Below are 12,095 nucleotides of genomic sequence, written 5' to 3' on the forward strand. Positions count from 1 at the left end.
CCCCGGTGCGCCGTGGATAGCCTGGAGACATGTTCGGCTTCAGGAAGACGACGATGGTCACCGCCGCGGACGCGCTCCCCGGACGGGACACCCCGATGCCGGTCCCCGGCCGTCACGAGGTGCTCGGCACCCCGCTCGCCCCGCCCTACCCGCCCGGCGCGCAGATCGCCGAGTTCGGCATGGGCTGCTTCTGGGGGGTCGAGCGCACCTTCTGGCGGATCGGTGCCGACCACGGCATCATCACCACGGCGGTGGGCTACCAGGGCGGTTTCACGCCCAACCCCACCTACGAGGAGGTGTGCAGCGGGCTGACCGGCCACACCGAGGCGGTGCGCGTCGTGTTCGACCCGGCCCGTATCTCCTACGCCGACCTGCTCAAGGTCTTCTGGGAGGGCCACGACCCCACCCAGGGCATGCGCCAGGGCAACGATGTGGGCACCCAGTACCGGTCGGCGATCTTCTACCACTCCGAGGAGCAGCGCGAGGCGGCCGAATCCAGCCGTGACGCCTTCCAGCCGGTCCTGACCCGCGCCGGGTACGGATCCATCACCACCGAGATCACCGCGGCGGGCCCGTTCTACTTCGCCGAGGACTACCACCAGCAGTACCTGTCCGACGCCAAGAACCCCAACGGCTACTGCGGGGTCGGCGGCACGGGACAGAGCTGCCCCATCGGGGTCGCGGCCACCGGCGACGCCGCTTCGCGGCGCGCGGCCGAGTAGGACGGTCGACGGGTGCGCACGGGGACGGCCGAGTGATCACTCGGCCGTCCCCGTCAGTGGGCTCTGCGAGGCGGGCGCCCCGGCGGCGGGAACCGTGCTCGCCGGAACCGCTCCCACTGTCGGGGAGCAGCCCAGGAGGGACACGTCCGGCCGGTCCGGACCGTGCCCGCGAGATCTTGCGGGCGGTGACGGGGGCGAGGCCCCGCGGGTTTCACGGAGCCCGACCACAGCCCCTCGGGTTCACGCCCTTCTGCTGGGGGCCACCCGGGTCGAGCACCGGTGGAGCGATCGGGCAAGCGTGGGGACGTACCCGGTCGACGCGGCCCGCCACGGCCCCCTCGATCTGGCGCGCCGCCCCCGGACGGCTACCCGGGGCGTAGGGACGGATTGATCGCGGAGGGCACCGGCTGGTTCGTCAGCGCCTGGACGACGGCGGCCACGGCTTCTCGGCCCGCCCTCTCTTGCGCCTCACGGGTGCTGGCCCCCAAATGAGGCGTCGCCAGGACGGACTCGTGGTTGAGCAGCGGGTTGCCGACGGCTGGTTCGATCTCGAACACGTCGAGTGCGGCGCCCGCGATACTGCCTTCCTTCAAAGCGGTGTTCAGGGCGCCCTCATCGATGATTCCGCCCCTCGCGGTGTTCACCAGCAACAGGGAGGGCTTCGCCAACTGGAGTTCGCGTCCTCCGATCAGACCTCTCGTCTCCGGGGTTCTGGGAACGTGGACCGAGACGATGTCACTGCGCGCCATGAGGCTGTCCAGATCGGTCAGGTGCGCCCCGACGCTGGCGGCGTGCGCGGACGATACGAAGGGGTCGTAGGCGAGAAGGCTGACATTGAAGGGCTGCAGGCGCTCCGCGACGAGCGTGCCGACATGTCCGAGCCCGATGAGCCCCACCGTGCTTCCGGCGAGCTCCCGTCCCTGATACCGGCTCCGGTTCCACTGGCCGGCCCGCAGGGCCGCGTTCGCGGGGAACACGTGACGCAGCCCGGTGAGGATCAGTCCGATGGTGAGCTCGGCGACGCTCAGCACATTGGACCGAGGCGCGTTGGCGACGAGGACCCCCGCCCGCGTCGCCGCCTCCACGTCGATGTTGTCCACTCCGACTCCCGCCCGGGCGATGATCCGCAGATTCGGGGCGGCGGCGAGAACACCGCGGTCCACCTGCGTTCCGCTCCGGACGAGGAGGGCGCTGGCGTCGGGGAGCGCGTTTTTCAGCGCGGAGGGGTTACTGCCCTCACAGAACCGAACCTCGAAGTCGCCCAACGGCTCCAACACGGATTCGGGCAGCGGGTCCGCTACAACGACGACGTCCTTGCTCATGGTGGGATACCTCCCTTGGGGAAGACAGGGCCGGGCCAGTGCTTAAAGCGCGGCCTGGGCGAGGGCGCGCGGAAGGCCCGCGTTCTCCCAGGCAGAGTCCAAGGCGTCGGCGAACGCGAGCACCTCACGGTCGCTGTGCAGGGGCGTGGGGGTCACCCGCAGTCGTTCGGTTCCGACGGGAACACTCGGTGCGTTGATCGGCTGGACGTAGAACCCGTGTCGGTCCAGCAACTCGGCGGCCACCTGGCGGCACTTGAGCGAATCCCCCACCAGGACGGGGATGATGTGCGCGGCCTCCGACACGACCGGGATCGCCCGCTCCCGCAGCAACCCCTGTAGGAGGGCCGCGCGCTCCTGGAGCGATCTGCGTTCGTGGTCGGAGCGCTTGAGATGCCGGACCGCGGCCAGTGCCCCCGCGGCGACGGCCGGCGGGAGAGAGGTGGTGAAGATGAAGGCGGAGGCGAAACTGCGAACGGCGTCGATGACGGAATCGGGTCCCGCGATGTATCCACCGGCGGTGCCGAACGCCTTCGCCAGGGTTCCCTGGATGACGTCGAAACGCCCGGCGAGTCCCTGCTCGGCGGCCTTGCCCGCTCCCCGTGGACCGTACATCCCCACGGCGTGCACCTCGTCGAGATAGGTGAAGGCGCCGTACCGTTCCGCGAGTTCGGCCACCCGCGCCAGCGGAGCGACGTCGCTTTCCATGGAGTAGATGCTCTCCAGCGCTATCAGCTTGGGAAGCGCGGGATCGGTTCCGGCGAGCAGTTCTTCCAGGTGGTCGACGTCATTGTGCCGGAAGACATGTTTCTCCGCCTTGCTGTGCCGGATACCGGCGATCATCGAAGCGTGGTTGAGCTCATCCGAGAAGACCACGCACTTCGGCAGTCGGCCCGCGAGGACGGTCAACGCGGCGTCGTTCGCGGCATAGCCGGAAGGGAAGACCAGGGCCGACTCCATCCCGTGGAGGTCGGCCAGTTCCCGTTCCAGCTCCACGTGGTAACGGTTGTTGCCCGATATGTTGCGTGATCCACCACTGCCGGCGCCGGCCTCGTCGATGGCCTGTTTCATCGCAGTCAGGACCGCGGGGTGCTGTCCCATGCCCAGGTAGTCATTACTGCACCACACGCTGATGTGCCGTTCCCGGCCCAGGTCAGAGGTTCGGGCGGAGGGGAAGCGGCCCGCCTGGCGCTCGATCTCCAGGAAAGTGCGGTATCCGCCCTGTCGCTTGAGCTTGGCTATCTCCTCGGAAAAGAAATCTACATAGCCGAACACGGTAACTCCAATCTCCGTCGCGCGTTCTGCCGGAATGAATGTAGGTGAGCTGTTGACTCCTGGGAAATGCAAACCGAGAGCGGTCATGGACTATCCGCATAACTCCAGCTGTAGCGGGTCGACGGCATGCAGGTCTTTCTTAGGAGCTGGGGGAGGCGTGCGAACAGTGCGGGTCTGTTGGTTTACCCGAGGGTGAATCAGCGTGAGTGGGCGGAAAACGTATGCCTCCGAAGGGGGCGTGCGGATCGTTTTTCCGTCCCGACGGTGAGACGCAACCGGTCTGTGTTCCGGTGGCCGGAACCGACTCCTGGTGAAAGAGAGGATTTCTCTGGTGCGTGCAGGCGGGGTGAGAGGAGCTTGGAGGTCGCCGATGTGGGCGGCCGACGGGAGTCGAGAACGGTCCCAGAGGCCCGGGAGGGGAGAGGGTAAGTTCCGATGAACATCGGAAGGTCGGGCGAAGAATCCAGGTCAACGAGGACCTGCCATTTCCCTGTGCCTGCTTCTCCGGCGGTTCCGCGGATTCTGTTGTAACCCCATCGGGCGCCGAAGATTGAAGATGAGAAACCATGAGGTGGCGTGTGCGTCCATGAGGATCCGTACGGCCCGGCGATCTCGGCGCCGTTGCCGGAAGTGGGGAAACGTAACTCTGGGAAGAAGCGGCGAAGCTTGAACTGCATTTATTTATCGCATGCATAGATGCGCTTCGTGTGGCATTTCTGCTTCTGCTCGGTAATGCCTAAAGTGACCGCCGTGAGGGGCAATGGATACCCGCTGCCGCGGCATGCGACAGCAGATGACATCGACGAACTCGTGCGGCTGCGCGCGTATCTGCTCAGTACGGGCGAAGGTCCGTACACGGCGCGCACTCCAGAAGACGAAGAAGTGTGGAGGCAGGCCTACCGGAAGTGGCTTGAACCGGTGACGGCCGGCAGCGTGCCCACGGTGCGGGTGGGCGTCATCGGCTCCCCTGGGAGCCTCCTCGCCTGCGCGATCGCTGTTGTCGACCATCGGGCTCCCACCGCCCGTTGCCCCAGTGGGCGGGTGGGCTGGGTGCAGACGGTCGTGGTCGATCCGTCGGCCCGCCGCCAGGGGCTCGGCAGAAGAGTGATGGACGACGCGCTGTGCTGGCTCCGCGAGGCCGGAGCCGAGAGCGTCGTCCTCCAGACCACGCGAGATGGTGCTCCGCTGTACCGATCCCTGGGGTTCGCGCCGACCGGTGAGGATCTGCTCTATCTGGACGTGAGAGGTTGTTGAGTGGCAAAGGTTCTCATCATCGGCCTCGGATACGCGGGCCGGCGATTCAAAAAGGCTTTCGAGAACACGGGAACTCCGGTGGAGTTCTCCTACGTCGGACGTACCCGCCAGGACGTGCCCATCCCGTACTACCGATTCATCGACGAAGCGCTTGAGGACTTCCGCCCGGACGTCGCCGTGGTCACGGTGCCCGATCTGGCGCACGCGGAAGTATTGCGGGCGCTCTCGGGATTCGACGGTTTCGTGTTGGCGGAGAAGCCGCTGGTCACCTCCGGTGATGACCTCACTCCTGTGGAGTCCGCTCTCAGGAAGGTCTCAGGGTTCTGTATGGACCTGGTGGAACGTTACGCGGAAACGACCATGCTCCTCCGCGATCTCGTCCGCGAGGACGGATTGACACTTGTCCGCGCCCACTTCACCTGGGGCAAGGACCGTATTAACGATCACCGTCCCACCAGTGGGGTGTCGAGCGAGATCATACATCCGCTCGATCTGCTCCAATGGATCTGTGGAGCAGGGACACCGATGTCCCTGGAAACCGTTCTCGGGGTACGGTCGGATTTCTCTGTATCGGGTCACGACGTGCTCGATAGTGTGGCGATTTCCGCCCGACTCGGCAGCGGCGTGGTAAGTGGCTACAGCAGTTTTGTCAACATCACCCGTAAGCGCGAGATCGATTTCGTGTTCCGTGATCGCTCAGGTGATCTGCTCTACGCGAACGCCGTATACGACACCCCTGTGTGGGATGCCGACCGGTTGCGAGTCTGGCGGCGCACCGGTGCGGGAGACGTGGTCGTCCACGAACTGGATACCGGACTGCGTGCCGTCCCCAAGGGGGCCGAGACGGTCGTCAAGCTCGGCAGGATGGTCGATGACGTCACACGATATGTCGCCAGTGGCCGAGATCCCAACATTCCTTTCGCCGGATTAAGCGACGCCTTCGCCCTGCAGCGCCTCCTGAACGAAATGGAGGCCCGCGCCTATGTGACAGGTCCCGTCAGCTATTTTCCCAATGGCAGGACCGTCCTGGAAGAAGTCGATTGGGAGCGTCTCGGGTGAATATCTCGCCTGCGTTCCGCTCTTTCACAGACCCAGAACTCCGATGACACCGGACCAAGGAGCCGACCATGTGCGGAATCGCCGGATGGGTGGATTTCAACTGTGACGTCCGCCGGGACACAGCCACGCTTGAGGCCGTCACCAGGACCATGGCCTGCCGAGGCCCCGATGCAGAGGGCATGTGGACGGGTGAGCACGTCGCTCTCGGCCACCGCAGGCTCTCCATCATCGACTTGGAGGGCGGCCGGCAGCCCATGGTGGCCGAGGAGGGGGGCAGGGTCCTGGCCTGCCTCACCTACAGCGGAGAGGTGTACAACTTCCAGGAGCTGCGCCGCGAACTCAAGGGACGCGGACACACCTTCAGAACGCACAGTGACACGGAAGTCGTTCTGCGCGGTTACCTCGAATGGGGAGAAGGGGTCGTCGACCACCTCAACGGCATGTACGCCTTCGCGGTGTGGGACGAACGGGCCCAGACTCTCGTGCTGATCCGCGACCGTATGGGCGTCAAACCGCTGTACTACTTCCCGACCGCGAACGGCGTCGTCTTCGGCTCCGAACCCAAGGCGATACTCGCGCACCCCGCTGTGCCCCGCAGGGTCGGCCCCGAAGGGCTCCGGGAGGTCCTGGAAATGGTGAAGACGCCGGGGAGCGGTGTCTTCGCCGGGATGTACGAGGTGCGTCCGGGACAGTTGGTGCGCGTGCGTCGAGAGGGCTTGAGCAGGCGTACATACTGGGCCCTCGAAGCGCGGGAGCACCCCGACGACCTGAAGACGACGATCGAGACCGTACGAGCGCTGCTCGACGACATCGTCGAGCGTCAGACCGTTTCCGACGTCCCCCTGTGCTCTCTGCTCTCGGGCGGTCTCGATTCCTCCGTCATCACCGCTTTGGCCTCCCAGAAGCTGAGCGCGAGAGGCGAAGGGGCGGTGCGCTCCTTCTCCGTCGACTTCGCCGACCACGGCGTGGAGTTCGTCGCCGACCCGGTCAGAGGCTCCTCGGACGCCCCGTTCGTCCGTGATCTCGTCGACCGGATCGGCGCTGACCACAGCGAGATCGTGATGGACAGCGCCGAACTGGCGGACCCCTCCCTGCGTGACAGGGTGCTCCGCGCCCTCGACCTGCCGCCCGCCTACTGGGGGGATATGTGGCCCTCCCTCTACCGTCTGTTCCAGTCCGTACGTGAACAATCGACGGTGGCCCTGTCCGGCGAGTCGGCGGACGAGGTCTTTGGCGGGTACCGCTGGTTCTTCGACCCCGAGGCGGTCGAGGCCGAGACCTTCCCCTGGCTGACGTCCGCCACGGGGAAGTACTTCGACGGCAAGTCGCTTTTCGATCCCGCCTTGCTACGGAAGCTGGAGATGCCGGAGTTCCTGAGGGACAGTTACGCACAGGCCATCTCCGAGACGCCGGTGCTCGCGGGGGAGGACGGCACCAACCGCCGCATGCGGCAGATGAGCTATGTCAACCTGACGCGGTTCGTGCAGACGTTGCTCGATCGCAAGGACCGGATGAGCATGGCCGTCGGGCTCGAAGTGCGCGTGCCCTTCTGCGACCATCGCCTGGTCGAGTACGTGTTCAACGCGCCCTGGGAGATGAAGTCCTTCGACGGGCGGGAGAAGAGCCTCCTGCGCGCGGCCACAAAGGACCTGTTGCCGGAGTCGATCGTGCAGCGGGTCAAAAGCCCCTATCCCACCACCCAGGATCCGGCTTACGAGCGGGGGTTGCGTACGGCTCTCGCCGAGGTGCTCGACGATTCCTCGTCGCCGGTTCTGCCCCTGCTCGACCAAGTGGCGGTGAAGAACCTCCTGGCGAGCCCGCTCGGCGAGGTGAGCGCCCAGTACGACCGTTCCGGTCTGGAGATGGCCTTGGGGCTCAACTCCTGGCTGGCCGCCTACGACATCACGCTCGATCTGTGACTCCACGGGGTGTGGGCCGCCAACTGTGAGGAGGGGCCGCGTCGTCCCGGGGAAGGCGGAGCTGGCGCCTCAGCCCGATGGGGTGGCGCAGTCCCATCAGGCCGGCCGTGGTGATCGGGCCTCCCGGGGCCTCGACGCGCAACGCGCCGGGGCCCCGCTTCCCTCATGGGCCACCGGCCCGGGAGCGGTCCTCGATCCGGGGAGCCCCACGTCCGCCCCACGACCCGGTGCCTGGCCCACGGGGCCGTGGCCGAAGTCGGTCAGTCCGGGCCGAAGCGATCCGGACCGCGGAGGACGGATGGCGGGAGGGGCGCCCGCTCGGGTGGGCGAAGAAGCGCTGACCTCGGTTGATGTGTCCACAACGGGCAACGCGGCCATGGCCGTGGACAGGTCGCCGGCCGGCCCTTCCCCCTCCTTCGGCTCCCTCGCGGCCTTTCTCCGGTCACAGCCCGGCGCGTCAGGGAGCGGAACCATTGATTGTGCGAATATTTTCGCACTATGATCGTGCGGCAATAGTCGCACAATTGTGAGAGAGGGGTGACTATGGCCGCTGTACGCACGTACGTCCATCCTGAGACCGGGGAGATCTCGCTGCCGCGTGTCCTGTTCGCGCTGAGCGAGCCGTTGCGTTTGGAGATGGTCCGCAAACTCGCCGAGGAAGGAGAGCTGGACAGCATCGAACTCGGCCCCGATCTGCCCAGATCGACCCTGACCCACCACACCAGCCTGCTGCGTGAGTCCGGCGTCGCCTTCGTGCGGGCCGAGGGACGTAAATGCATGATCAGCCTGCGGGCCGAGGACCTGGACCTCCGCTTTCCCGGGCTGATCGACACCGTCCTGTCCGGCTACAAGTCCGCACGGGCCGAGGAGTCCGACGACGAGACGCGCGGATCGGGAGTGGAGCAGTGATCCTGCGACTCTGGCCGCTGGTCGCCGCGGCCATCTCGCTCGGTATCGACGCCTACGTACTGGCCGGTGTCCTTCCCCAGGTCGCGGACTCGCTCGCGGTGTCGGTGGCCGCCATCGGCCTGGGCGTCACCGCCTTCACCGGGGCCTACGCCTTTGCCGGCCCGCTGCTGTCGGGCCCGCTCGTCGCGGGCTCCACCAAGCGCGCCCTGATCGTCTCGCTGGGACTGTTCAACCTCGGCAACCTCATCACCGCGCTGGCCCCCGAGATCATGGTGTTCCTCGGGTCGCGGGTGCTGGCCGGCGTCGGCGCCGGGATCCTGACCGCGGTGGCGACCGCCACGGCCGCCGCCATGGTGGCCGAACACGAGCGCGGCCGGGCCATGGCCCTGGTGACCTTCGGACTTTCAACGGGCACCGTGGCGGGGGTGCCCCTCGGCATGCTCATCGGCCAGTGGGCCGGGTGGCGTTGGACGATGGGCCTGGTCGTGGCGATCGGGATCATCAGCATGGCCGCGGTCCTGGCCCGGCGAGGACCCTACCCGACCATTCTGGTGGCGAAGGTCGGTGAGAACCTGCGGCTGCTCACGGCTCCCGTGATCACCGCGGGAGTGATCCTGGCCTTCCTCCTCGGGGTGGCGAGCCTGGGCCTGTACACCTACCTGGTCCCCATGGCCGACGACCGCGGTCTGGCCTCGATGGCGTTCACCCTGGTGTGGGTGTGGGGCATCGGAGGTGTGGCCGGCTCGGCCCTGATCGGCCGTCCCGTGGACGCCCTGGGGTCCCGGCGACTGTTCCCCGTCGTCGTTGTGGCCCTGACCGTGGCCCTGGGCGCCCTGGCGTTCCTGGACCACGTCCTCGTCTGGATCGTCGCGGTCGCCTTGTGGGGGGCCGCGGGGTGGGCGAGTGTGCCCGTCCTCCAACATCTGCTCGTCCAGGGCCGTCAGCAGCAGGCCATGGCGATCATCGCGTTCCAGATGGCCGCCATGTACCTGGGATCGGCGGCCGGCGCGGCCCTGGGAGGGCTGCTGCTGGACCATGGGACAGCCGCCGGTGCGCTTCCCGGCTGGGCGCTTGGGGTCGCGTTCGCGACGCTGGTGCTGGCCCTGATCGTCGCGCGCGTCCAGGCGGTGCGTCCATCGGCCCGGATCGAGCCGGACCGCAGCCGTTCCTGAGACCGGGGGAGCCTGGCAGGGGCGGCCGGTGCCGGGGTGGACCGGTCGCCCCTCGCTAAGACGGGGCGCGCCTCGCCTGGGCGCCCCGTCGCGGTTTCGATGGGACCCGGAGCGCCGCTTCACGGTGGGATCGCGGTGCTCGCGTCCGAAGGCGGGCCGGCGGCGCCACGGGCGAGGAGAGCGGTCGCCGGGCGACCGGTGTCGGAGTCGCCGTAGTTCTTGGTTCCAGCGTGCTGGCCGGTCCGGCCGAGGGCGGGCCGGCCGGACCGGTCGCCCACGTCACGTCCGTGGGCGGGCATGACCTCCCGCCGGATTCGGCTCTGAAGACGTGAAACCGGGCCGCCCCGGATCTCGGGCGGACGGCGGTCGCTCGCTGTGGTCGGCGGTCGCGGTGCGGGTCGGGCGCCGCCCGTGCTCCACCGGGCCGGTCGGGGTGTTCCAAGGACCCGGGTGGTGGAACCGCACCGTGTTCCCGGGCGCTGCGAAGGATCTGCCGGAGCCGGCTCGTCGATGTTCGGGACGACGCGCCTTCGGGGGAGGAGCCCGAGGCGACGGGGATTCAGCCGGATCGCCTGTCCGAGCAGCGTGAACATCCGCGCGGAAAGAGCCGCGATCTAAGCAGGACGCCTCACCTATACGGATGGAATGGGACGGACCGGGCACACTGCGGGGGGTGTTCCGACGGCGCCGCGGTGGACCGGTATCGCGGGTGTGAATGGCACGGGCGTCGTCGTGGGAACGTCTTCGGCTGATGGCTGCGAGCGGTTGATGGGTGGCCGTTCCCGCTCTCTCCGGACGACGCGTTGTCAATGTGTCCGCTGTTTCCGCCGAATCGGTTCGCGTGGCCGGCCGTGCGCGATGACCCGGCCGGAGACGGTGGGGGCGAAAAATGGTTCCGGGAAGTCCGACGTTGGCTGTCGATGAGTTACCGGACCGATGTGTCCGCCTTCTCGTTTACTTTATGGCCGCTTGAGGACATGTGAATTACATCGATGCCTCAGGTGCGGGTATCGGGTAACGGTGCCGGCAATTGTTTCGGCAGATCACGAGGAGAGTGTCGGAGAAGTGGGCCGGGAGGTTAACGTGGAACAAACAGCGGAATCCCCCTGGTCCGACAGTCTTTTTCTTCCCGATGTCTCTTCGCGGGTGCGATTACCGGGGGGTTCTCTGGGGGTGGAGTCGTTGCGCCGGACCGGTATGTTCTGTAGGACTTCAAGAAGGCGATAAAAGGTCAATGTATATACTGGCGGCTGTGAATGTCGAACTGCACCATTTACGTGGGTTCTTGGCCATAGCAGGTGAGCGGAATTTTACCCGTGCCGCGAAGAGGGTGAACGTATCTCAGTCAACACTTAGTCGTAACATCCGGCGCCTGGAGGAGCTTCTCGGTCGCCGTCTGCTGGAGCGGACCACGCGCCAGGTGGAACTCACGCCGGCCGGCGAGGCGCTCTACCGCAGGATCCAGTTCCTCCTGCCCCAGCTTGAGGAAGCCCTACGTCTTGAGCAGGGGGGTGACTCGCTCCGTGTCGGATTCACCTGGGGATTCCCCGCGGAGTGGCCGCAAAAGCTCTTCAGGGACTTCGAGGAGGAGACCGGGGTTGCGGTACAGGTGCACCGGAGCGACTCCCCGTTTGCCGGCATCGACTGTGGTGACGTCGACTTGGCGATCCTGCGAGGGGTGGTGGATGTTTCCGGACTGGAAGTCGTCACGCTCTCGTATGAGAAGCAGATCGCGGCCGTGTCCGTACGATCGGATCTCTCCCAGCGGGAAGAGGTGAGCTGGAGAGAGATCGCCGACCAGGAGATCGTTCTGAACGAGGTCAGTGGAACCGTCAGCCTGGACGACTGGCCCGAGGATGGTCGCCCCAGTGTCTCCGTGACCTGTCGGAATTTCGACGAATGGCTGGTCGCGGTAGCGTCCGGCAAAGGGGTGGGAGTGGCCCCGGAACTCGTCGGGCAGCAGCACATCAACTCCTGTGTTTCTTTCCTCGCGATTCCGGACGCTCCACGTGTCCCGCTTAACCTGGTCTACCCCAAGCGTGGCGGACATCCTCTGATACCGCGCTTCATCTCCATGGCGAGGGCCACGGTCAGGGCGCGCGAGGCGGTGGGCCGTAGGAAGAGGGTGAGACCGTCCCGTGAATCGCGTCGGCCTCCGAGCGTTTCCCCAAGGTGATCCAGCTCCGCCCGGTTGGCGGGAAAGGCTTCAGCGGTCAATCGGCCATGGCGGTCTGGAAGAGCCGTTCTCGTGTCATCCACGGCCGTGAAGGGTCGCCGTCCGCTCGTCTCCCGCTCACGCCGTCGTGTTCCCGGTGGGGAACGCGAAGGTCTTGTCGCCGGAGGTCGGGGAGGTCCGGTTGCGGCAACCGCGTCATGGCGTCACTCGCGTGACCGGCGTGATGAGCCGCGGGAGTACGGCGGCCCGGTGAGGGGGCGGGCCGCGGGGAGTGGCCGGGCGGGATGAGC

General features: G+C 66.8%; 10 protein-coding genes. 7 read left to right on the forward strand and 3 right to left on the reverse strand.

What is annotated here, in order from left to right; translation table 11 throughout:
* The first annotated feature begins 29 nt into the window (after positions 1–29).
* Positions 30–722 (forward strand): peptide-methionine (S)-S-oxide reductase MsrA, encoded by a 693-nt coding sequence (gene msrA / locus B5D66_RS19360; RefSeq protein ID WP_078763202.1) that lies wholly within the window; start codon positions 30–32, stop codon positions 720–722.
* A gap of 365 nt (positions 723–1,087) precedes the next feature.
* On the opposite strand, the gene B5D66_RS19365 is transcribed toward msrA, so the two are convergent.
* Complete coding sequence (locus B5D66_RS19365; RefSeq protein WP_078763203.1) at positions 1,088–2,044, reverse strand: hydroxyacid dehydrogenase; 957 nt, start codon at positions 2,042–2,044, stop codon at positions 1,088–1,090.
* 42 nt (positions 2,045–2,086) lie between these two features.
* A complete protein-coding gene (gene hemA / locus B5D66_RS19370) occupies positions 2,087–3,316 on the reverse strand; it encodes a 5-aminolevulinate synthase (RefSeq protein ID WP_200813714.1) in 1,230 nt (409 codons plus the stop codon).
* A gap of 732 nt (positions 3,317–4,048) precedes the next feature.
* Here hemA and B5D66_RS19375 point away from each other — a divergent pair.
* The 5 genes from B5D66_RS19375 to B5D66_RS19395 all read left to right on the forward strand — a co-directional run bounded on the left by B5D66_RS19375 (position 4,049) and on the right by B5D66_RS19395 (position 9,629).
* Positions 4,049–4,570: a GNAT family N-acetyltransferase gene (locus B5D66_RS19375; protein ID WP_235001114.1), complete on the forward strand. Its 522-nt coding sequence runs from the start codon at positions 4,049–4,051 to the stop codon at positions 4,568–4,570.
* On the forward strand, positions 4,571–5,629 hold the full coding sequence (locus B5D66_RS19380; protein ID WP_078763206.1) for a Gfo/Idh/MocA family protein: 1,059 nt from the start codon (positions 4,571–4,573) through the stop codon (positions 5,627–5,629).
* Between the two features lie 68 nt (positions 5,630–5,697).
* Complete coding sequence (gene asnB, locus B5D66_RS19385) at positions 5,698–7,548, forward strand: asparagine synthase (glutamine-hydrolyzing) (protein WP_078763207.1); 1,851 nt, start codon at positions 5,698–5,700, stop codon at positions 7,546–7,548.
* A 543-nt stretch (positions 7,549–8,091) separates the two neighbouring features.
* Complete coding sequence (locus tag B5D66_RS19390; RefSeq protein ID WP_078763208.1) at positions 8,092–8,457, forward strand: ArsR/SmtB family transcription factor; 366 nt, start codon at positions 8,092–8,094, stop codon at positions 8,455–8,457.
* The gene (locus B5D66_RS19395) at positions 8,454–9,629 is read left to right on the forward strand and encodes an MFS transporter (RefSeq protein WP_078763209.1); all 1,176 of its coding nucleotides are present in this window, start codon (positions 8,454–8,456) and stop codon (positions 9,627–9,629) included. Before B5D66_RS19390 ends, B5D66_RS19395 begins: the two co-directional genes overlap by 4 nt.
* Before the next feature lie 119 nt (positions 9,630–9,748).
* On the opposite strand, the gene B5D66_RS19400 is transcribed toward B5D66_RS19395, so the two are convergent.
* A complete protein-coding gene (locus B5D66_RS19400; protein WP_078763210.1) occupies positions 9,749–9,928 on the reverse strand; it encodes a hypothetical protein in 180 nt (59 codons plus the stop codon).
* 953 nt (positions 9,929–10,881) lie between these two features.
* Here B5D66_RS19400 and B5D66_RS19405 point away from each other — a divergent pair.
* Complete coding sequence (locus tag B5D66_RS19405; protein ID WP_159457291.1) at positions 10,882–11,805, forward strand: LysR family transcriptional regulator; 924 nt, start codon at positions 10,882–10,884, stop codon at positions 11,803–11,805.
* The last annotated feature ends 290 nt before the right edge of the window (positions 11,806–12,095 follow it).

Source organism: Marinactinospora thermotolerans DSM 45154 (genome assembly GCF_900167435.1).
GTDB lineage: Bacteria > Actinomycetota > Actinomycetes > Streptosporangiales > Streptosporangiaceae > Marinactinospora > Marinactinospora thermotolerans.

What these genes read in the sequence shown, in the direction of transcription:
- B5D66_RS19375 (WP_235001114.1), top strand. Translation starts at nt 4,049, where the DNA reads ATGCCTAAAGTGACCGCCGTGAGGGGCAATGGATACCCGCTGCCGCGG.
- B5D66_RS19400 (WP_078763210.1), bottom strand. Translation starts at nt 9,928, where the DNA reads ATGCCCGCCCACGGACGTGACGTGGGCGACCGGTCCGGCCGGCCCGCC.
- asnB (WP_078763207.1), top strand. Translation starts at nt 5,698, where the DNA reads ATGTGCGGAATCGCCGGATGGGTGGATTTCAACTGTGACGTCCGCCGG.
- B5D66_RS19390 (WP_078763208.1), top strand. Translation starts at nt 8,092, where the DNA reads ATGGCCGCTGTACGCACGTACGTCCATCCTGAGACCGGGGAGATCTCG.
- B5D66_RS19365 (WP_078763203.1), bottom strand. Translation starts at nt 2,044, where the DNA reads ATGAGCAAGGACGTCGTCGTTGTAGCGGACCCGCTGCCCGAATCCGTG.
- msrA (WP_078763202.1), top strand. Translation starts at nt 30, where the DNA reads ATGTTCGGCTTCAGGAAGACGACGATGGTCACCGCCGCGGACGCGCTC.